20 protein-coding genes are annotated in these 20,773 nt (G+C 69.2%); 3 read left to right on the top strand and 17 right to left on the bottom strand.

Going from position 1 to position 20,773, the window contains the following annotated elements; translation table 11 throughout:
* Positions 1-2: 2 nt before the first annotated feature.
* The 5 genes from AC3WVS_RS27230 to AC3WVS_RS27210 all read right to left on the bottom strand — a co-directional run bounded on the left by AC3WVS_RS27230 (position 3) and on the right by AC3WVS_RS27210 (position 4,887).
* Positions 3-803 carry a CoA-transferase subunit beta gene (locus AC3WVS_RS27230; protein ID WP_492321099.1) on the bottom strand — a complete coding sequence of 267 codons (801 nt, stop codon included), beginning with the start codon at positions 801-803 and terminating at the stop codon, positions 3-5.
* 23 nt (positions 804-826) lie between these two features.
* On the bottom strand, positions 827-1,717 hold the full coding sequence (locus tag AC3WVS_RS27225) for a CoA transferase subunit A (protein ID WP_492321098.1): 891 nt from the start codon (positions 1,715-1,717) through the stop codon (positions 827-829).
* Positions 1,718-1,724: 7 nt separating this feature from the next.
* Positions 1,725-2,621: a VOC family protein gene (locus AC3WVS_RS27220; protein WP_492321097.1), complete on the bottom strand. Its 897-nt coding sequence runs from the start codon at positions 2,619-2,621 to the stop codon at positions 1,725-1,727.
* Positions 2,622-2,726: 105 nt separating this feature from the next.
* Positions 2,727-3,443, bottom strand: coding sequence for an EthD domain-containing protein (locus tag AC3WVS_RS27215; protein WP_492321096.1), 717 nt, complete (start codon positions 3,441-3,443; stop codon positions 2,727-2,729).
* A 256-nt stretch (positions 3,444-3,699) separates the two neighbouring features.
* Complete coding sequence (locus AC3WVS_RS27210) at positions 3,700-4,887, bottom strand: helix-turn-helix transcriptional regulator (RefSeq protein WP_492321095.1); 1,188 nt, start codon at positions 4,885-4,887, stop codon at positions 3,700-3,702.
* Positions 4,888-5,119: 232 nt separating this feature from the next.
* Here AC3WVS_RS27210 and AC3WVS_RS27205 point away from each other — a divergent pair, with 232 nt between their 5' ends.
* Positions 5,120-5,950, top strand: coding sequence for an SDR family NAD(P)-dependent oxidoreductase (locus tag AC3WVS_RS27205; RefSeq protein WP_116384512.1), 831 nt, complete (start codon positions 5,120-5,122; stop codon positions 5,948-5,950).
* Positions 5,951-5,993: 43 nt separating this feature from the next.
* A complete protein-coding gene (locus tag AC3WVS_RS27200) occupies positions 5,994-6,893 on the top strand; it encodes an NAD-dependent epimerase/dehydratase family protein (protein WP_492321094.1) in 900 nt (299 codons plus the stop codon).
* 81 nt (positions 6,894-6,974) lie between these two features.
* Here the strand turns inward: AC3WVS_RS27200 and AC3WVS_RS27195 are convergent, their stop codons facing one another.
* The 3 genes from AC3WVS_RS27195 to AC3WVS_RS27185 are packed head-to-tail and all read right to left on the bottom strand — an operon-like array spanning position 6,975 to position 9,032.
* Positions 6,975-7,733, bottom strand: coding sequence for a glucose 1-dehydrogenase (locus tag AC3WVS_RS27195; protein ID WP_116384510.1), 759 nt, complete (start codon positions 7,731-7,733; stop codon positions 6,975-6,977).
* A gap of 25 nt (positions 7,734-7,758) precedes the next feature.
* Complete coding sequence (locus AC3WVS_RS27190; RefSeq protein ID WP_116384509.1) at positions 7,759-8,616, bottom strand: SDR family NAD(P)-dependent oxidoreductase; 858 nt, start codon at positions 8,614-8,616, stop codon at positions 7,759-7,761.
* Complete coding sequence (locus tag AC3WVS_RS27185) at positions 8,613-9,032, bottom strand: nuclear transport factor 2 family protein (RefSeq protein WP_492321093.1); 420 nt, start codon at positions 9,030-9,032, stop codon at positions 8,613-8,615. The genes AC3WVS_RS27190 and AC3WVS_RS27185 overlap by 4 nt, the downstream gene beginning before the upstream one ends.
* 208 nt (positions 9,033-9,240) lie before the next feature.
* Between AC3WVS_RS27185 and AC3WVS_RS27180 the strand changes: the two genes are divergently transcribed.
* Positions 9,241-10,107, top strand: a complete 867-nt coding sequence (locus tag AC3WVS_RS27180; RefSeq protein ID WP_492321092.1) for an SDR family NAD(P)-dependent oxidoreductase — start codon at positions 9,241-9,243, stop codon at positions 10,105-10,107.
* Positions 10,108-10,185: 78 nt separating this feature from the next.
* Here AC3WVS_RS27180 and AC3WVS_RS27175 read toward each other — a convergent pair whose 3' ends face one another.
* From AC3WVS_RS27175 to AC3WVS_RS27135, 9 genes are all read right to left on the bottom strand, one after another.
* The gene (locus tag AC3WVS_RS27175) at positions 10,186-10,650 is read right to left on the bottom strand and encodes a nuclear transport factor 2 family protein (protein WP_492321091.1); all 465 of its coding nucleotides are present in this window, start codon (positions 10,648-10,650) and stop codon (positions 10,186-10,188) included.
* Complete coding sequence (locus AC3WVS_RS27170; protein WP_492321090.1) at positions 10,650-12,290, bottom strand: FadD3 family acyl-CoA ligase; 1,641 nt, start codon at positions 12,288-12,290, stop codon at positions 10,650-10,652. The genes AC3WVS_RS27175 and AC3WVS_RS27170 overlap by 1 nt, the downstream gene beginning before the upstream one ends.
* 1 nt (position 12,291) lies before the next feature.
* Positions 12,292-13,353: a 2Fe-2S iron-sulfur cluster-binding protein gene (locus AC3WVS_RS27165; RefSeq protein ID WP_492321089.1), complete on the bottom strand. Its 1,062-nt coding sequence runs from the start codon at positions 13,351-13,353 to the stop codon at positions 12,292-12,294.
* 27 nt (positions 13,354-13,380) lie between these two features.
* Positions 13,381-14,145: an SDR family oxidoreductase gene (locus AC3WVS_RS27160; protein ID WP_492321088.1), complete on the bottom strand. Its 765-nt coding sequence runs from the start codon at positions 14,143-14,145 to the stop codon at positions 13,381-13,383.
* Positions 14,129-15,835, bottom strand: coding sequence for an FAD-binding protein (locus AC3WVS_RS27155; protein ID WP_492321087.1), 1,707 nt, complete (start codon positions 15,833-15,835; stop codon positions 14,129-14,131). Before AC3WVS_RS27155 ends, AC3WVS_RS27160 begins: the two co-directional genes overlap by 17 nt.
* A 19-nt stretch (positions 15,836-15,854) precedes the next feature.
* On the bottom strand, positions 15,855-16,391 hold the full coding sequence (locus AC3WVS_RS27150) for a flavin reductase family protein (RefSeq protein ID WP_492321086.1): 537 nt from the start codon (positions 16,389-16,391) through the stop codon (positions 15,855-15,857).
* Positions 16,388-18,142, bottom strand: coding sequence for an FAD-dependent oxidoreductase (locus tag AC3WVS_RS27145; protein WP_492321085.1), 1,755 nt, complete (start codon positions 18,140-18,142; stop codon positions 16,388-16,390). Before AC3WVS_RS27145 ends, AC3WVS_RS27150 begins: the two co-directional genes overlap by 4 nt.
* 26 nt (positions 18,143-18,168) lie before the next feature.
* Positions 18,169-19,362, bottom strand: coding sequence for an acyl-CoA dehydrogenase family protein (locus AC3WVS_RS27140; RefSeq protein WP_492321084.1), 1,194 nt, complete (start codon positions 19,360-19,362; stop codon positions 18,169-18,171).
* A gap of 193 nt (positions 19,363-19,555) precedes the next feature.
* Positions 19,556-20,707 (bottom strand): LLM class flavin-dependent oxidoreductase, encoded by a 1,152-nt coding sequence (locus AC3WVS_RS27135; RefSeq protein WP_492321083.1) that lies wholly within the window; start codon positions 20,705-20,707, stop codon positions 19,556-19,558.
* Positions 20,708-20,773 lie beyond the last annotated feature (66 nt).

The following is a 20,773-nucleotide window of genomic DNA, read 5'->3' as shown; positions in this document are numbered from 1 at the left end:
CCTCACACGCGTCCGGAAGGATTGCCGCGCACGATGGCCGCGCGCAGGTTGTGCGGATCAAGCTGGGTGATCAGCCGCAGCTCTTCCGGTGTCGGCGGCGCCGTCTCCGGCAGGGCCTCGCCGGGCGTGTTCGCCAGCGCAAAGCCGGTGGCCGCCTGTACCTGGTCGAAGCTCGCCCCCGGGTGCAGCGAGCGCACGCGGATGGCATGGTCAGCCCCCCTGAAATCCATCACGCACAGGTCGGTGACAATCACGCGCAGGTCAACGAAGCTGCGCATGCCCTCCAGCCGGCGGGCCGGGTTGTAGCCGGCGCTGCAGACCATGTCGACTTCACCGGCGACGAACGCGCGCGTGCTGTGCGCCGGCACGAAGAAGGAGTTGGCGTGGTGGATGCTGTTGCCGGGAAAGCCGCGCGCGCCCAGCAGCTGGGTCTTGGGCTGCGCATGGGTGCCGCCCAGGCAGGAGATATTGGCCTGGCCGAAGCGGTCGATCTGCGTCGGCATCACCAGCGCGTGGCGGCGCCCGCCCCACAGGCAGTCGAACACGCGCGAGTAGCCCATCCAGCCGCTGACGCGCACCTTGTAGCCGGGCTCGCGCGGGCCCAGCGGCACCGGCGTTTCCACCAGGTAGGCCTCGCCGTCGGTCAGCAGCAGGCCCGGGTTGTGCGCAAGCCGCGCCAGGCCGGCGGCGATGCGCGGGCCGGTGCCGATGCCGGTGGCCAGCACCTCGCCGTCGTCGCGCCATGCGCGGGCGGCGGCGGCAATCATCAGCTCGGCGCGGGTGAATTCATAAGTGGCGCTCACGGTCGCTCCTTGGGTTGGCGGGTTCAAAGTACCGGCAGCGGCAGGTCGTGCACATGGCCGAGGCCGCCGATGCGCTCCAGGTAGGCCGCTTCGCTCGCGCCCACCACCTCGTCGCGCCAGGTGCGGAAGCCGTCCTCGGCCTCGGCGCTGGCGCAGTACGCCTTCAGCGCAGGCAGGTCCCAGCCGTAGGCCGGCGCACAGGAAGTGGGATGGGCGCCGCCGGGTGCGTGCACCACGCCGCTTACCAGCGAGCGCTCGAAGGCGTTGTTGCGCGCGCGCGCCAGGTCTTCATCCTCGAGGCGCGGGTGCAGTGTTTCGCAGCTCACATAGCAGCGGTGCGCGGCGCGTGCGAACCATTCATCGAAGAACGGATCGGGGCCGTCGATGCGGGTGTTGCCGAGCACATCGCTGTCGTTCACGTGCAGCAGCGCGGCATCGAGCTCGATCGCCGGCATCGCCACCAGCACTTCGCCGTCGGCATAGGGCGAACGCACCGTCTTCAGCTGGGGGTTCATGTCCAGCACGTCGGTGCCCAGCGCGGCGCGCGTCGGCAGGAACGGCAGGCGCGCGGCCGCGGCGCGCAGGCCCAGCTGCAGCATGCCTTCGTCCAGCTCCGTCACTTCCAGCACGCCGCGCTCGCGCGCCTGGCGGAAGTAGGGCTCGAGCGGAATCACGTCGAGCGAGACGAAGCCGAACACCAGCCGGCGCACCTTGCCGGCCGCGCACAGCATGCCCACCTCGGGGCCGCCGTAGGCGACCACGGTCAGGTCCTTCAGCGGCGAGCGCAGGATCTCGCGCACCAGCGCCATCGGCTTGCGGCGCGGGCCCCAGCCGCCGATGCCGATGGTCATGCCATCGGCGAGCTGGCCGACCACGTCGGCCGCGCTCATGGTCTTGTCGATTGTCTTGGTCATGGTGTGTTTAGCGGTATCCGATGCTGAAGTCGTGTCCCCACAGGCTGACGCGCGTGGCCTCGTAGGCGGCGTGGTGGCTCCAGTCCACCTCCAGGCCGCCGTGGCCGAACTCGAGGTCAAAGCCGCCGGGGGTCTTCATGTAGAAGGAAGTCATGCGGTCATTGCAGTGCTGGCCCAGCGTGGCCGAGAGCTTCACGCCGTGCTGCTGCACGCGGTCCAGCGCGCGGCCCACCTCGGCCATGTCCGGAACCTCGGCCATCACGTGGATGCAGCCCGCTTCCGACGGCATCTCGAAGATCGCCAGGCTGTGGTGGCGGGCGTTGCCGCAATGCAGGAAGTGGATGCGCTTTTCCGGTTCGGCCGGGTCATTGGTAAAGCGCACGCGGAAGATGTCGGACAAACCGAAACCCATCACCTCGCACAGGAAGGCATAGGTCTCGTCGAAGGCCGGCGCGGGCAGCACCGCATGGCCCGCCCCCATCGGGTCCGTGATGAAGCGCGGCACGCCCACCGGCGAGATAAAGCGCAGGAAGTCCGAGCGCATGCCCCAGGAGATCTCATGGCGGTTGCCCGACGGATCGGCAAACCAGGCCATGGCCTGCACGCGGCGCTGTGCCAGTTCCGCGGCGCTGGCGTGCACGACCTCAACGTTCGCCTGGCGCAGCGTGTCGAGCGCGTGGCGGTAGGCCGGTTCGTCGGCCAGCTCCCAGCCCGATGCCAGGTAGCGGTCGCGCGCGCCCGGCACCACCAGGTAGCGGTAGTCGCGCTCATCCATCTTCACGTACAGCGCACCGCCGGGGGCGCCGGAACAGGTCATGCCCAGCACCTGTTCGGCATAGTGCCGCCATTGCCCCAGGTCGGTGGACTCGACCACGATGTAGCCAAGCGCACGGATATCCAACATGCCGGTCTCCTCAGGTTCGTTGCCACTGCTGGCTGATGGGACCATTCTTCCGTGCGCTGCAGCCCGGCACATCGTCCAGTGGGACTAGCCGGTCCGGCGCTGGCGTCAGCCCGCTGCCGGGCGCACGAGGTACTGGCTGGTGGGGATCACGTCGATCTTGTCGAAGTCGATGAAGCGCTGGCAGCTTTCCATCATGGCCTGCAGGTTGCGCTGGAACTTGTCTTCGTCGCCGGCCGCGTCGAAGAACGCCTGCGGGTCGGTCATCGCCGCATCGGGGAAGCCCTCTTCGACAATGGCGTCGTAGTGCGGCGCGGCGTAGGTGAGCGGCCGCACCACCACGTTCTGCACGTAGAGGAAGTTGTCCTGGGTCTCGACCGCCACCGGCGTGTGGTGGTTGTGCCAGAGGTCCAGCCAGGCCTGCGGCGTAAGCCGGGGCGGCCGGGTAAGGAAGGCAAGCTGCGCGAAGCCGGGCGTGCGTTCGCCCGGCGCGGCCGGGAAACGTGTATTGCGGATGGGCTGGGACTCCGTCACAAGGTAGCCGGCCATGCGGCCCACGGCGGTCGCGATCGCCTGGTCGAACGGCTGCCGCAGGCGGTCGATGGCGCTGTCCATCCAGACCGAGACCAGCCCTTCCATCTGCGGGCGGGTATTCGCCTGGCGCAGGCCCGCGGCCGGCAACACCGCGTCATCGGCCACGTTCACCTGCAGTCCGCGCGCGCCCAGCGCCAATAGCTTGTCCGCAAGCGTCGTGCGCAGCCGGCGCGCGAACTCCCCCGGCTCGGTCTGAGAATCGCGCCAGACGATATAGATGACTTTTTCCATGCTCCACGCTCCCTGGTACAGGTGCCGGCCGGGGCCGGACAGGTTGATGCGTGCGCGGAACAGGACCAAGCGCGGACAGCACGCGTCGCTGCGTCCGTCTGAGGTGCCATCCGTGTGCCGCGCCCGCTTGTCGGATGCATGCTAGGGGCGCGGATGGCGGGACTCATCCTCCATTCGGACTAGGAGGACCGGTCATCGGGCCACAAGGGAGTCACGCGTGCCCTGGAACACGCGTGCGTGGATCAGGCCCTGGCGCTCAGCCGAGCGTCACCACACTGCTCAGCAGCATGCGCACCAGCGTGGCCTGCCGCGTGACCCCGGTCTTGGAGAAGATCGCGCGCAAGTGGGCGCGCGCCGTGTTCTTGCTGGTGCCCAGCGCCTCGGCGGCTTCGTCGAGCGTCATGCCGTCGGCAAGCACCAGCGCCAGCGCGGTTTCGGCGGGCGTGAGGTCGAACAGCTTGCGCACCACCTCGTGCGAGGCGCGCGACTTGCGCTCCGGATCGCGGATAAAGACCGCGCAGGCCGGGCGATGTCGGTGGTCTTCGGACCATTCGCTGAGCGGAATGGTGCGGATCAGCACGCCCAGCTTGCTGCGCCCCGAGGGGCGGGTGATCGACATGGCTTCGGCCAGCGCCGGCGCGCTGCCGTGGTGCCCCATCTGGGCGCGGCGCAGCAGGTACTGGAACTTGCGGCTTTCCTGTGCGTAGGCGATCTCGAAGTTGCCCCCATTGAGGCGGATGCCGTCGTTCTCCGCCAGGATCTCGTCGGCTTCCGCATTCTTCTTCAGGATTGCGCCGGCTGCGTCGAGGATGACCATGCCCACCAGCATGCGGTCGATCGCGCCCGCATAGAGGCTGCGTTCCGATTCGACCACATCCAGCCTGGAATGCAGCCGGACCGCGCGCCTCAGGTGCGGCAGGATGGTGGCGCACGCCGCCTTGTCCACCTCGGAGAAGTCCTGCGCGTCGTGCTGGCGGCAGACGCGCAGCCGGCACTCGACCCCGTCTTCGGTGCGGATATCGGCGCCCAGCAGGTAGCGCACGCCAAGCGGCTGCAGGAACTGACGGTAGATCTCGCTGCGGCACCAGTTGCCGGCGCCCATCGCTTCGTCGACCGTCACGGCCCGGTCGGTGGGCAGGTTGATAAAGGGATCGATGGCGTAGTAGTAGGTGTTGTACGACGCCTCGGCCTCCAGCGAAGTGCCGTGCTGCGACGCGTGCACCGCGATGCCACTGCGGTCGCTCGCGGGCGAGCGCAGGATGAAGCTCACATAGCTGGCACCAAGTTGCTTGCGCAGCATTTCCAGCGCGCGGCCCCAGGGCACGGGTTCCATCGGCCCTTCGTAGACCGCCGCCAGCAGCGCGCTGAATTGCGGCAGGCTCAGTCCGGACTGCGCAAACCAGGGCGACGCCACCCCTTGCGCCTCAACGGTCGCCATCAACATTGTCTGTCTCCTGTTTCCACACCCCATGCGGGGACTGGCCGGTGCTCTGCGGCACCTGGGCAGCGCAGATTATAGGGAGGCTGCCTGCCGATGTCCGGCGCGCGGCGCCCTTGTTCGCCCTGGTTTGCGCCATCTAAGTGTTTTCCCTGACCTGCAATCGGACGATGCCGGTCCCGCCTGCCGCCGATCAAATGGCCGCACACCACAGTGCAACCGAAGGAGAACGACTCAGATGGATTTCACCGACAAGACCGTGCTGGTCACCGGCGGCGGCGCCGGCATCGGGCTCGCCACCGCGCAAGCCTTCCTGGAACAGGGTGCGCGCGTGGCGCTGATCGAGATCGACGCACAGCGCGCCGAGCAGGCCCGGGCGCTGCTGGGCAAGACCGGCGCGGAAGTGCTGGTAGTACAGGGCGATGCCACCGATGCCGGCACCGTGCGCGAACTGGCTGCGCAGGTCGAACAGCGTTTCGGGGTGCTGGACGTGCTGGTCAACAACGTCGGCGATTTCCTGCGCATCGCCAAGCCGTTCGAGCACTATGCCGACGACGAGATCGCCAGCCTCTACGCCGCCAACCTCGGCCACGTCTTCACCGTCACGCGCGCCATGCTGCCGCTGCTGCGGCGCAGTGCCGCCGGCAGCATCGTCACGGTGTCGTCGATCGAGGCCTTCCGCGGCATTCCGTACTGCAGCGTCTACGGCGCCTTCAAGGCCGCCATCACCGGCTTCACGCAGAGCCTGGCGCTGGAGCTGGCGCCGGCGGGCATCCGCGTCAACCTGATCGCCCCCGAGACCACCGAAACGCCGCAGGTTCCGGTGTCGCAGATGGTCGCTGCGGAACACCAGCACCATATCCCGCGCTGGATTCCGCTGGGCCGCTTCGGCACGCCGCGCGACATTGCCGACGGCATCCTGTTCCTGGCCAGCGCGCGCGCGGCCTGGATCACCGGCACGGCGCTACATGTCAATGGCGGCGCGCTGGCCGCGGCCGGCTGGTATCGCGACCCCAAGGGCGCGTGGACCAACATGCCGGTCATCGGCGGCAACGGCATGAACCTCTGATGGCCGCGCACCGCGGCCACACCACCCCACCAAGGAGACAAGCATGAAGATACTGATCGTCGGCGGCACTGGCATGATCGGCGGCCACGCGGCCCTGCACCTGCGCAGCTGCGGGCACGAGGTCACCATCGCGGGGCGCAACCGCCCCGCGCCCGGCACGGCGCTGGGCGGGCTGGACTTCCTGCGCTGCGACTACATCGCCAACGACGTGCCGGCCGCGCAGCTCGGCACCTTCGACGCGCTGGTCTTCGCCGCCGGCAACGATGTGCGCCACGTGCCGCCCGGCGGCGACGAAGCCGCGCACTGGGAGCGCGCCAACATCGAGGGCGTGCCGCGTTTCCTGCGCGCGGCGCGCGCTGCCGGGATCCGGGTCGCCGTCTACGTCGGCAGCTTCTACCCGCAGGCGCAGCCGCAGCTGGCCGAGGACAACGCCTATATCCGCTCGCGCAAGCTGGCCGACGAAGGCGTGCGCGCGCTGGCCACCGATGCCTTCCGCGTGAGCAGCGTGAACGCGCCGTTCGTCGTGGGCACGGTGCCGGGCCTGATGGTCCCGATGTTCAAGGCCTATACCGACTACGCCCGCGGCAACTTTGCGCCGATGCCGGATTTCGCGCCGCCCGGCGGCGTCAACTTCATCTCGGCCACTTCGCTCTCGGAAGCGATCGAAGGCGCCCTGCTGCGCGGTGAAAACGGCAAGGCTTACCTGGTAGGTGACGAGAACCTGTCGTTCCAGGACTATTTCGGTGCCTTCTTCCGCGACGCTGGCCGCCCGGTGCCGCCTGTCATCGACCAGGAGCATCCGTTGCTGCCGGACTCGGCCATCTGCTTCGGCCGGGGCAACACGCTCTACTACGAGCCGGATGCGGCCGAGACCGCCCTGCTCGGCTATCGCCGCCGCGACATCCTGCGCACGGTCGGCGAGATCGTGACGCAGTACAGCTAGCCTGGCGGGGGGGGGGGGGGGGGGGGGGGGGGGGGGGGGGGGGGGGGGGGGGCCTGCTTGCGCGGGCCCCCGCAGCGGGCCTTACAGCCCCGAGATCAACTGCGCGTTATCGATGCGCAATTCCGCGCCATTGATAAAGCGCGACGCGTCCGAAGCCAGGAACAGGACCAGGTTGGCCACATCCTCCGGCTGGCACATGCGTGCCATCGGGTCCGTACCGATACCAAGCGTGGCCGGATCCAGGTCCGGCACCAGCGCCTGCGTCATCGGCGTCCAGACGCCATCGGGATGGATCGAGTTGCAACGGATCCGGTAGCCATTCTGCTTGCAGTGCACGGCCACGCTGCGCGTCAGCGCGGTAACGGCGCCCTTGGCGCCGCTGTACGCGCACATCATCGGCAGCCCGCCCAGCGCCGCCACCGACGACATCACCACGATGGAGCCCCCGGCGGGGTTGCCCTTCATCGCCTGCACACCGAACCTGCAGCCCAGGAAATAGCCGTCGGCATTGACCCGCATGACCTGCCGCCAGCTGTCGAGCGAGGTTTCCTCGATCGACCCGAGCGGACAGATGGCCGCGTTGTTGACCAGCACGTCGAGCCGGCCGAAGCGGTCCTGCGTGGCGGCCATGGCCTTGCGCCAGTCCTCCTCGCTGGCAATGTCGTGGCGCACGAACATGGCCGCATCCCCGATCTCGCGGGCCAGTGCCTGCCCGCCCTCCTGGTTGACATCGCTGATGACCACGCGCGCGCCTTCGGCCGCCAGCAGCAGCGCATCGGCGCGCCCTACCCCGCTGGCCGCGCCGGTGACCAGCGCAACCTTGTCCCTGACTTGATTCATTGCTTATCTCCTTGGGTTGCCGGCTTCAGCCGGCTTCGGGAATCCTGCCGGCCAGCACGGCCTGCAGCGCGGCTTCGCCATACACCGCAGCCACGGTTTCATCGAGGATGGGATTGCCGCGCAGTTCGCTGCCGCCGTCCACGGCGATGCTCTGTCCGGTCACCCAGCCCGATTCCGGTCCTGCCAGGTAGCGCACCGCGCTGGCAATGTCGTCCGGTTCGCCGGCGCGGCCCAGCGGCATCTGCGCGACGAACTTGTCGAGGATGGCCGGGTTGTCGAACATCGGCCCGGTCGCGCCGGAGCGGGTGAGTCCCGGCCGCACCGCATTGACGCGGATGCCGCATCCCGCCAGCTCCTCGGCCGCGGCGCGCACGAACGCTTCCAGCCCCGCCTTGGCGGCGCAGTACGCCGACAGCCAGCGGCAGGTCATGCGCGCCGCGTTCGACGAGATGCAGACGATGGCGCCGCCATGCGGTGCCATCAGCGGCGACGCGTGGCGCACCGCCAGGAATGCGCTGGCGATGTTCAGCTCCAGCTCCGCCATCAGCGAGGCCGCGTCATGCATCAGCAGCGGACGGAAACCGCCCCCGCCAACGGTCGCGACCACGATATCGAGGCGCTGCTGCAGCTCCCAGGCCTGCTGCAGCGCGGCCTGGACGTCATCCTCGCGGCAAGCGTCGCCGACGCTGATTGCCACGGTGGCGCGGGCCACCTGCGCGCACAGGCTGCGCCGTGCCGCTTCCAGCGCTTCGCGCCGCCGCCCCATGAGGACCACCGTCGCGCCGTCGCGCAGCAGCGCCAGCGCGCTGGCCGCACCGATGCCGCCGGCGCCGCCGGTGACGAGGGCGGTCTTGCCTTCCAGTACACGGGTCGTCGTCATCATGCCCCCCGCAGCGGCAGGTCCTGCGTCCAGTCCACCACCAGCTCGCGCGCGGCAATGCGCCACTGGCCGCCGCGCCGCACGAAGCGGTCCTGGTAGCGGATGCCCCAGTCCAGCTTGCGCGGCACGCCGTCCTGTTCGTACAGGTGGTTGGCCACGCAATAGGTTTCGCCGGTCGCGGTATCGCCATCGACGTCGACCAGTTGCTGGTGCACGTGATGCTGCGTGGCGCTGTACTGGCCGAGCGATGCCATGCCGTCAGCAATCGCCTGCGCTCCCTCCATGCGGAAGCCCGGCCCGCTCAGCCATGCATCCGCCGTGAACAGCGCCGCCAGTTTCGGGAAATCGCGCCGGTCCACCGCCTGCGCATAGCGGCAGGTCAGGGCATGGATGGCTTCCTTGCACTCCAGTTCAGACATGGCCAGTCTCACTCCTTGTTGTGACCGCCAGCGCCGCGATATGCAGCGCGGACAGTCGTTGGGATGGGGACTATCGTCGGCCTTGCCGCGCCGGGGGCCATCGTCCGCGTGGAGTATCCGGACCGGATACCGCTTAGTCCGAACGAAGGATGTAGCGACGCCGCGCCCGCCCCAAGCTTCAATGACATCAATGACACAGGAGACACACATGAAGCAGGCGGAACAGGCCATCGTCGCCGTCGTCACGGGCGGCTCGCGCGGTGCCGGCAAGGGCATCGCGCTGGCGCTCGGTGCGGCGGGCGCTACGGTGTACGTGACCGGACGCACCGAGCAGGAAGGCAGCGCGCCGCTGCCCGGCACCATCCACGCCACGGCGCGCGAGATCGATGCGCTGGGCGGGCGCGGCATCGCGGTCGCTTGCGATCATCGCGACGATGCGCAAGTGGCGCGTCTGTTCGCGCGGGTGCGAGAGGAATCTGGTCGGATCGACATCCTGGTCAACAATGCGACCTTCCTGCACGACGAGCTCATCATGCCGGGGCCGTTCTGGCAGAAGCCGCTGGAGATGGCCGGGATTCTCGACGTGGGCCTGCGCTCAGGCTACGTCGCCAGCTGGCATGCCGCGCCCGTCATGGCAGCGCAGGGCCGCGGGCTGATCGTGTTCACCTCGTCATTTGGCGCCAACTGCTATATGCACGGTCCGGCCTATGGGGCGCAGAAGGCGGGCATCGACAAGTTCGCGCATGACATGGCGGTCGACCTGCGGCCCTACGGCGTCGCGGCGGTGTCGCTGTGGATGGGGCCACTGCGCACGGCGCGCACGCTGCGGGTATGGGAGAAGCATCCGGACAAGTACGCGGGCTTCGCGCCGGTGGCGGAGACGCCGGAGTTCACCGGGCGGATTATCGATGCGCTGTATCGCGACCCCGCGCTGATGGATAAATCCGGTCGCGTGCTGATCGGCGCCGAGGCGGCGCTGGCCTATGGCATCGTCGATGCCGAGGGGGTGCAGCCGCCGTCGTACCGGCAGGCACTGGGCGGGCCTCCGCCGGTGCATCCGGCGATTGTGGAATAGGGTTGGACTAGCCATCACCCTTCGCATACGCTCCCCTCTCCCGCAAGCGGGAGAGGGGAGCAAAACAAGCGCGGCCTTCTACCCTCCCTGTGACAACAACCCCGTCGTAAACACCGTCGACCGGATCATCCACGCCCCATCAACCCGCACATACTCATCCGCATAGCGCCCGGTCAGGAACGTACGCGAGCCACTGGCATCATCCAGCGCCAGGTAGGCCAGATCCCAGCTACCCTGCGCCGTGCTGTCATTCAGCACACGGATATCCGCCTGCCCCGCAAAATGCATCTCCCGCAGCGTTGGCCGGCACGCCAGCTCCGCAAAGCACTGCACCAGCGCCTCGCGCCCGGCAAAGCTGCCGATCCGGTCATAGTGGATATGCGCGTTGTCCGGCACGAAGCAGGCGCGCATCGCGTCAGGGTCCTTGTCATCGCAAGCGCGCAGGTAGCGCAGCTTGAGCGCGCGGATCGCCTCCGCGGCTTCCAGCCGCGCGACACGGTCGGCAATGGCGGCAATGTCGGTCATGATCGGTTCCTTGTTCATCAGGCTTCGCGCAACTGGTACTTCAACACCTTGCCTGCCGCGCTGACCGGCAGCGACGTCACGAACAGCACCTCGCGCGGCACCTTGTAGTTGGCCATGTGCCGGCGCGCCCAGGCGATCAGGGTTTCGGCGTCCACGCGCGCGCCGTGGCGCAGCACCACGTAGGCACGCCCCACTTCACCGAGCCGCTCGTGCGGCATGCCCACCACCGCCACCTGGGCCACGGCCGGATGCGCCACCAGCAGCTTTTCCACCTCCGCCGGATAGCAGTTGAAGCCGCCCACGATAAACATGTCCTTGATGCGGTCGGTGATGCGCAGGTAGCCGCGCGCATCGAGCGTGCCGACATCGCCGGTATGCAGCCAGCCATCGCTGTCGATGGCCTCGGCGGTGGCGTCGGGCAGGCCGAAATAGCCCTGCATCACGTTGTAGCCGCGCACCAGCACTTCGCCCGGCTGGCCGGTGGCGGCCGGCTGCCCCTGCGCATCGATGCAGCGGATCTCGATGCCCGGCATGGCGCGGCCGGATGTGCCTGCGACGGTTTCGGCGTCGTCGCCGGCGCGGGTCAGCGTGGCGAAGCCGCACGATTCCGTCAGCCCATAGCCGGTGATGATGGTGTCGAAGCCGAGTTCGTCGCGCATGCGCTGGATCAGCGCGGGTGCGATCGCCGAGGCGCCGGTCACCGCCACGCGCAGCGTGGACAGGTCGAACTCGCGCAGGCGCGGTGCGTTGAGCAGCGTCTGGTAGAGCGTCGGCGGCCCGGGCAGCACCGTGATGCGCTCGTTCTCCACGCGCGTCATCACCGCTTCGGCGTCGAACACCAGGTGCGGCAGCACCGTGGCGCCGCGCGACAGCGCGGCAAGCCAGCCGGCCTTGTAGCCGAAGGTATGGAAGAACGGATTGACGATCAGGTAGCGGTCGCCCGCCCGCACGCCGGTGATGGCTGCCCAGCCGTCGATCGCGCGCAGGTTCTGTGCGTGGGCGGTCATCACCCCCTTGGGACGCCCGGTGGTGCCCGAGGTGAACATGATGTCCATCAGCGTGTCGCCGCGCACGCCGGCCTCGCGACTGGCGAACGCCGCCATGTCCGCCTGTGGCGCCAGCGCGAGGAAGGCTTCCCAGGCCAGCTCGTCGGGGCCGGGCGTCCGGCCCTGCCCGGGGCGCAGGATCACCAGCCGCTCCAGCGTGGCGGGGCGGTGTGGCGCCAGCATCTGCGGATAGCTTTCGCCGAGGAAAGCGTCGACGCAGAACAGCAGGCGCGCGCCGCTGTCGGCCAGCACGGCACCGGCCTCGGCCCCCTTCATGCGCGTGTTGAGCGGCACCAGCGCCGCGCCTATGCTGTGCGTGGCCAGCGCCGCGATGATCCATTCGGAGAAGTTCGGCGCCCAGACGGCAACCCGGTCGCCGGGCTGCACGCCCAGCGCCATCAGCGCCCGGGCCGCCTGTATCCGGCTGGCGTCGAGCGCGGCGTAGGTGAGGCGCAGCCCGTCTTCCTGGATGGCGATGCGCTCGCCGTGGCGCCTGGCCGCGCGCCGCACCAGCTCGGGAATGGTCGCGGCAGTGTCGTCGTTGGCGGCGGCGAGGTCGAGGTCGAGGCCGGCCGGTGCCGCAATGGCGTCGATGATGTCAGATGGGGTCATGTCAATCCGGGAACTTCAGGTGGATTTCGGCGCTGGACGGGCGGGCCTGGCAAGCCAGGGTCCAGCCCGCCTCCAGGTCGGCGCGGTCGAGCACATGGTTCTCGCCGAGCGTCACGTCGCCCTGCGTCACCTGGCACATGCAGGCGCCGCACAGCCCCGCGCGGCAGGAATTGGGCGCGGCCACGCCGGCGCGCTGCAGGGCATCGAGCACGGTTTCGTCCGGCGCCACGCCGACGTGGTGGGTCTCGCCGTCGAGCTGCACGGTCAGCGCGGCACCGCGCATCGCGGGCGATGCCGGGGCGGTGTCCCCCGCGCTGGCGGTCCCGCTTGCCGGTGCCTTGGCCGCCGGCACATCGGGCAAGGACACGAAGCGCTCGACATGCAGTTGCCCACGCGGCACTCCCAGTGCCTGCAGCGCGGCCTGGGCGCCGTCCATGAACGGGCCGGGCCCGCACACAAAGCATTGCGCCATGCTCCACGGCCGCACCAGTTCCTCGATCTGGCGCTGCGTGGGCGGCCCCTGCACACTGTCCAACCAGTGGATCACGCGCAGCCGGCCGGGGTGGCTTCGTGCCAGTTCCGCAAGCGTCTCGCGGAAGATGATGGAGCGCTCGTCGCGGTTGGCATAGACCAGCGTGACCGCGCCGCGCCCGTGGCGCAGCGCCGCCTTGGCGATCGACAGCACCGGGGTGATGCCGCTGCCGCCGGCCAGCAGCAGGAAATCGCCATGCAGCGCGGGCGGGGTGAACACCCCGGCGGGCGGCATCACCTCGACCGTATCGCCCGCGCCCAGATGGTCGCAGATCCAGTTGGACACGCGCCCGCTCTGCACGCGCTTGATCGTCACGCGCAGCGCGTTGTCCACCTCAGGCGTGCTCGACAGCGAATAGCAGCGCTGCAGCGGCACGCCGTCGACGGGCACGCGCAGGGTCAGGAACTGCCCGGGACGGTAGGCAAACGCATCGCGCAGGCCGTCCGGCAGCGCGAATACCAGCGAATGCGCCTGGTCCGTTTCCGTGACGACTTCGGCGATCTGCAGCCGGTGGAATTGCACTGGCGCCATGATGTCCTTCTTCTGCTTGGGGCGGGGTCAGGCCACGCCCATGATGGTCTGCGCGTTGTCGATGCGCAGTTCCGCACCGTTGACAAAGCGCGATTCGTCGGAGGCCAGGAACAGCACCAGGTTGGCCACGTCGCGCGGATGGCACATGCGCTGCATCGGCTCGGCGCCGCCCACCTCCTCCGGCAGGGCCGTGGCGCCGCCCGGCAGGAAGGCCGCGGTCATCGGCGTAAGGATGCCGTCCGGGTGGATCGAGTTGCAGCGGATCCGGTAGCCGCTCTGCTTGCAGTGCCCCGCCACCGCGCGCGTGAGCGCGGCCACCGCGCCCTTGCTGGCGCTGTAGGCGCAGAACGCGCCCATGCCGCCCAGCGCCGCCACCGACGACATGTTGACGATGCTGCCGCCGCCCGCCTTCATCGCGGCCACGCCGTACTTGCAGCCGAGGAAGTAGCCGTCGGCGTTGATGCGCATCACGCGCTGCCATTGCTCCAGCGTGGCGTCCTCGACCGAACCCAGCAACAGGATGGCGGCATTGTTGACCAGCACGCTGGGCGCGCCGAACTGCTTTTCGGTGCGCGCCATCACCTGCTGCCAGCCGGCTTCGCTGGCGATGTCATGCGGCACGAACAGCGCGGTTTCACCGATCTCGCGCGCCAGGGCATGGCCCGCTTCCTCGTTGAGGTCGGTCAGCACCACGCGCGCGCCCTCGCGCGCCAGCAGCAGCGCGTCTTCCTTGCCGACGCCGCTGGCGGCCCCGGTGACGATGGCGATCTTTCCTTCAGTACGTTGGCTCATGGGTGGTCTCCTCGTTGGTGTGTGCCTGCCGGTCGCCGGCAGGCTGTCGTGTCAGGTGCCGGCCCGCGTTGCGCCCCGACCAGATGCAGTCGGCAAGCGACAGGCCGCTTACGTAATGGTTGGATGCGATGCCAACGGCAGTGCGGCCCACGGCGTAGAGCCCTTGAATGGGCGCCCCGCCAGCGGCGGCCAGTACACGGCCGCTGGACTCTTCCACCGACAATCCGCCCAGCGTGATGGCAGGGCACGGAAAGACGCGGCTGTTGGCCGAGATGTCGATGGCAAGCCACGGCCCGGTTTCGAGCGACGCGCACATCGGCGCCGACTTGCCGGCCGGATCGGGGATCTCGCCGCGGGCCGCGGCGCTATAGGCATCGACGGTCGCCCGCAGCGCCGCGCCGGGCATGCCCAGCTTGCCGGCAAGCGCTTCGAGGGTGGCGGCGCGCCGCGCTCCGGCCAGCATCAGCAGCGCCGCGGGCAAGGCCTGGAAGGCCCACAGCCGGCCGCCCAGGCATTCACGCAGCGCCGCGCGCGCCAGTTCGCGGTTCAGGATGAGCCAGGCCCGCCCGCCGTGCCGTTCGCAGATGGCGTGGCCAAGGGTGGCGCCGTAGGTTTCCTCGTTGCCGATGCGCGCACCCTGCGCATCGACCACGCAGCCGCGCGCCCAGTCGAACGGCGGATTGATGAAGCGCCATGCCGAGACCCGCTCCAGGTGCCGCGTGGCCGCGCCCGCCGACTCGCCGAGGCGGATGCCGCTGCCGTCGCAGCCGGTCGCGCCAAGGCGCCAGTTCTGCAGGTACTTGCCGGCGTGGCGCGCCACCATGGCGCGGTTGAAGATAAAGCCGCCGGTGGCCAGCACCACCGCGCCGGTGCGCACCGCGACCGGGCGTGCATGGCGCAGTTCCAGTTGCAGCACGCGCTCGCGCAGCAGGTCGGCCAGCGCAGGCGCTGCGTTGTGCAGGCGCTCGGCCAGGCGCGCCAGGCGGGCGTGGCGTTTCTGGTGGCGGCCCGGCGGCAGTTGCCACAGCTCGATGCCGACGACCGCGCCGTCCTGGTCGAGAATCAGCCGCCGCGCCGCGGTCTGGCGCATCACAGTCACCTCCGGCCGGGCCTGCACGGCGGCGCGCAGCACGCCGTACAGCGTGCGGCCGGACATGCCGGGGCCTTTCACGCGGTGACCACGCGGCGCGGGCGCGGCGTGCTGCGCGTAGGCGGCGACCGCTTCGTTGCCGGAGTAGTAGAGGTAGTAGGGTTGCGCCGGATAAGAGGTCTTGCGCGGCGGCACGGTGGCGGCAAAGCGCACGCCCAGGCCTTCGAGCCAGCCGATCATCTCGCGGCTGCGCTGGCAGAACGCCTGCAGCGTGGCATCGCTGACGACCGCGCCGGTCTCCTGGCGCAGGTAGGCCGCCATCGCCTGCGGTGTATCGGCATAGCCCGCGGCGGACTGGTACGGCGTGCCGCCGCCGGCGTAGACCACCCCGCCGCTCCTGGCGCTGGCGCCCCCGCCTTCAAAGCGTTCCGCAACGATCACGCGCGCGCCGCCATGCGCGGCTTCCAGCGCGGCGCAGGCCCCGGCGGCGCCGAAGCCCACCACCACGGCATCGCACGCGGCCTGCCACGGGTGGGCGTCCGGATCGTCGAGGCGCAGCGGCGCGTGGACCGGCGTGGCGGAATCGGTCGGAGGGTACATGCTGGCTTGCGCTCCCGGCTCAGGCCGAACACAGTGCGCCAAGCGGCGCGGACGTGGTGTAGGCACCATCGACATAGACCAGCGGCGACACCTCGCCAGCCAGCTTTACCTCGCGCAGGCGTCCGATGAAGACCGCGTGCGTGCCGTAGTCGAAGCGGCCATCCTGCTGGCACACCAGGTTCGCCTGGGCATCGCGCAGGCACGGCACGCCGAGCAGGTCGTCCTCCCACTCGCCACTGGTGAAGCGCTCTTCCCCCTTGAGGCGTCCGCTGCAATCCACCGCAATATCGCGGTGGTCGGCTGCCAGCAGGTTGATGCAGAAGTCCGCGCCGGCATCCAGCGGCGGGTAGATCGAAGAATTGCGGTTGATGCAGATCAGCAGCGAAGGCGGGTCCGCGGACAGCGAATCGACCGCGGTCACGGACATCGAATAGCGGCGCTCGCCATGGCGGCAGCTGATCACCGCCACCGAGCGCGCCATGCGGCGCATCGCCATCAACATGTCGTCGCGCAGCGCGGTGCTGGGTTCGGCGCGTTTGTCTTGACTGGCGCTCATAAGGCCTCCTGTACGGTTTGAGCATGGGGCGCGGCGGCAGGCTGGCGCGCGTTCTGCGAGAGCACGTCGGCAGCGATAAAGCCGAAGGTCATGGCCGGGCCCAGGGTGGAGCCCGCGCCGGGATAGCTGGTGCCCATCATCGAGGCACTGGTATTGCCGATGGCGAACAGTCCGGCGATGGCGGAGCCGTCGTCGCGCAGCACGCGCGCGCCGGCGTCCGTCACCAGGCCGCCCTTGGTGCCGATATCGCCGGCATCGATGCGCACGGCGTAGAACGGCGCCTTGCCGATCGGCGCCAGGCACGGGTTGGGCCGCACTGCCGGGTCGCTGTAGTAGGTATCGAACAGGTTGTCGCCCTTGCCGAACTCCTCGTCCACGCCGGTGGCCGCAAAGTGGTTCATGCGCGCCACGCTGTCGGCCAGGCCGCCGGCATCGACACCGATCCGCTGCGCCAGCTGCGCCAGCGAGTCGGCGCGCACCAGGATGCCGGCGAGGCTTGCCGGAATGCTGCGGTCCGGCATGACCGAGCCGGGCAGGATCGGCCCGCACGGATATTTGTGGCGGAAGGTGGCGTCGAACACCATCCATGCCGGCACGCTGCTGCCGGTCTTCTCGTGGTCGCGGTACATGGCGGGAACGAACTCGGAATACGGCGCGGCCTCGTTGACGAAGCGCCGGCCCTGCCCGTTCACCACCAGGCAGCCGGGCATGGCGCGCTCGATAAAGAGCGCGCGCTGCTTTTCCTCGCCCTGCACATGCACGGTGGGTGCGCCCCAGACGTGGGACATCAGCGCGACGCCGGCACCGGCGGCCTGGGCGGCGCGGATGCCGTCGCCGGTGTTGTTGGGCGGGGTCGCGCTCCAGGCGGCCTGGGTCGGTTGCGGCAGGTACTGTTCGCGCATGGCCTGGTTGCGCTCGAAGCCGCCGGCGGCCAGGATCACGCCGCGCAGCGCGCGGATCTCCACCACGCGCCCGTCCTGCACCGCGCGCACGCCGCGGACGGTGCCGTCTTCTACGATCAGGTCCTGCAGCGCGGTGTCGAGCCACAGCGGAATCGCGCGGTCCATCATGGCCCGCCGCAGGCCGCCGACCAGGCTGTTGCCGAGCGTGAGCCGGCGGTCGCGCCGGGTCTTGCGGCGCCAGCCCAGGTCCAGCCAGTAGCGGGCAAACTGGCGCACCGCCAGGCCCAGCCAGCCGGGCGTGCGGCACAGCAGCGCATGCGCCTCGGCCGAGGTCACGGCCACGCGCCCGCCCACCAGCGTGCCCGGCGACGGCGGCCGCAGCCGCGCGAATTCCTCGCCCAGCTGCGCGCCGTCGAACGGCATCGGGTCGAGCGCGCGGTAGCCCGGCATCGCGCCCGGAACCTTCTGGAAGTAGTCCGCGTAGCGCGGCAGCGTGTAGTAGCGCACGCCGGCCTGCTGCTCCAGGTACTGGAGCATGCGGGGCGCCTGCTCAAGATAGGCGCGCACGCGCTGCGGATCGCCGTGCTCGCCGGCGCACGCCAGGATGTATTCCAGCGCCGTGGCGTAGTCGTCGCGCCCGCCCGCCGGCGCGATATGGTGGTTGAGCGGAATCCAGATGCCGCCGCCGGACACCGCCGAGGTGCCGCCGTACTGGCTGCTCTTTTCCAGCACCACCACCGACAGTCCGCGGTCCGCGGCGCGGCAGGCGGCCAGCATGCCGCCGGCGCCCGAGCCGACCACCACCACGTCGAACTCGCTGGGCTGCATGCGCGCTCTGCTCTGGCTCATATTGGGTCTCCGTGCCGGCGCGCGGCTCAGATGAAGAAGTCAGTGTTGGCGCGGCCCATCATCACGCCGCCCAGGTTCTGGCCGAAGCGGTCCAGGTTGTTGGCGTAGTGGGCGCGGGCCGCATGCAGGTCGAGGAAGCGGCGCACCATCGGGTTGCTGCGGTAGATGCCGTTGCCGCCGGCATAGCGCAGCAGGCCGTTGGCCAGCTGCGCGCAGCGCTCGGCCACTTGCGCGGACTGGTAGCGGAAATGCAGGCGGCGCGGGGTCTGCACCTGGCCGCCTTCACGCGCAACGGCCAGCAGCTCGTCGAAATTGCGCTCAAGGATGGTCCGCATCTCGTCGATGGCGACCTGCGCGTTGGCGCAAGCCATCTGCGCGCCGCCGTCTTCCGCGGTCTTGCCGCCACCGTTGCTGCTGACGCGGCCGTCGGCATAGGCGACAAAGTCATCGAGCGAGCCTTCCAGCGCGCCGATGCAGGCGGTGCACACCGCGCGCACGAAGATCTGCGCGAACGGCAGCCGGTACAGCGGAACGTCATTGACGGCCAGACCCGGGCTGGTGCCCATGGCGCCATCGACGGCGCGGTGGGTGCGGTACTCGGGCACGAACACGTCGTCGACCACGATGTCGTGGCTGCCGGTCGCGCGCAGGCCCAGCACATCCCAGTTGCGCACGATCTTGTAGTCGGAACGCGGCAGCAGGAAGGTGCGGTAGTCATAGGCGCCGCCTGGCTCTGCCGGCGGCACCAGCCCGCCCAGGAAGATCCAGTCACACAGTTCGCTGCCGCTGGAGAACTTCCAGTGGCCGGAGAAGCGATAGCCGCCTTCGACCGGCGTGACCTTGCCCACCGGCATATAGGTCGAGGCGATCAGCGTGGCAGGGTTGCTGCCCCACACTTCCTGCTGCGCGCGCTCGTCGAACAGCGCCAGCTGCCAGTTGTGCACGCCGACCACGCCATAGACCCAGGCGGTGGACATGCAGCCCTTGGCCAGCGCCATCTGGATGCGGAAGAAGGTCTGCGGATCGAGTTCGTAGCCGCCGTGGCGGCGGGGCTGCAGCACCTTGAAGAAGCCCGCGGCCTGCATGTCGGCGATGGTCTCGGCGGGAATGCGCGCTTCGGCCTCGGCCTGCGCGGCGCGCTCGGCCAGCACCGGAATCATCTGCTCGGCACGCGCGATCAGCCGTGCCGCCAGTTCCTTGGAATTGTTGTCGTGATGCACCGCGGTCTCCTTGTTGCTTGGTCTTGTAGCTGGCCTTGATGTTTGCACCGGTGGGGCCGGGTGCCATCGTCTATTGGGACTAGCTATGTCGCGATTTGGTGAGTGGGACTTCGTGGATGTGCTGGCCCTCTCCCCCTGCCCCTCTCCCGCAAGCGGGAGAGGGGAGCAAACCCGCAGGCTTGCATAGCGCCGATCAAGCCAGCGCGCGCAGCTTCCGTCCCTGCTTGCGGAAGTGCGGGATCACGTGCTCGCCGATATTGCGGATGGTTTCCAGCTGCGCCCACTGCGGCACCGTGCCCATCTGGCAGATGAACAGGATCTCGTCGGCGCCGGAATCGATCAGGCGCTGCACGTAGCCGATGCAGTCCTCCACCGTGCCGTAGGCATGGTTCGGGTTGAGCATCATCATCGCCGGGTCGCTGAAATCCACCGAAACCTTCTCGGAAGCGAAGTTCGTGTTGATGACGGCCTTGCCCTGCGCGTCCGTGGCGGTGACATGCTCGTCGTCCCACTTCGAAGGATCGGGCCGCTCGCCGCCCGCATACCAGTACGACAGCGACTCCATGAAGTAGCGCTGGCCCTTGATGCCGATCTTGCGCGCGGCCACGCCGTCGTCCAGCACGATGGTCGGGCACAGCGCGGCCAGGTGCTGGTGCGGGCGGAAGCCCACCTGGTCCTCAGGCTTGCGGGTCTCCCACGCAGCGCGGTAGATCTCGTTCTTCTTGGCGACATCCTCGGGGCCGCCGAAGCCGAGCACCAGCGCGCCCATGCCGCGCGCGCCGGCGCGCTGCAGCGTGTCGGCATTGGTGCAGGCCAGGTACATCAGCGGGTGCGGGTCCTGGCGCGGCTTGGGGTGGATCGGGCGGCGCGGGATCTTGATGAACTCGCCGTCATGCTCGATCTCGTCCTGCGTCATGATCTTCGGGATCAGGTACATCGACTCGTCGATCATCGGGTGCAGGCTGTTCAGGTCGTAGCCGAAGGTGCCGGCCTCCTGCTGGGTGCCGCCCTTGCCCACGCCGAAGTGCACGCGGCCGCCGGACAGGATGTCCAGCGTGGCGATGCGCTCGGCCACCTTGACCGGATGGTTCATCGCCGGCGGCAGGCACACCACGCCGTGGCCGATGCCGATGCGCTGCGTGCGCCCGGCGACGAAGGCCAGGAAGGTTTCCGGCGCGCTCATGTGCGCATAGTTGGTCAGTGCGGTGTGTTCGACCGCCCAGACCACGTCAAAGCCCATGTCCTCGGCCAGCACCACCTGTTCCATGATTTCATCGAACACCTTGTGGTCGCCGGCACGCGAGGCATCGACGGTCTGGGCTTCATAGATCAGTGAAAAACGCATTGCAGTCCCCTTGTCTGGCATTGATGGTTCAGGACCGCCGCCGGGGCGCCGCCCGTTGCCGCGCCA

This window comes from Cupriavidus sp. CPT47-8839-RL05A (assembly GCF_058792255.1).
The sequence above is the reverse complement of the archived record's forward strand: the minus strand, read 5'-3'. Positions and strand labels throughout refer to the sequence as shown.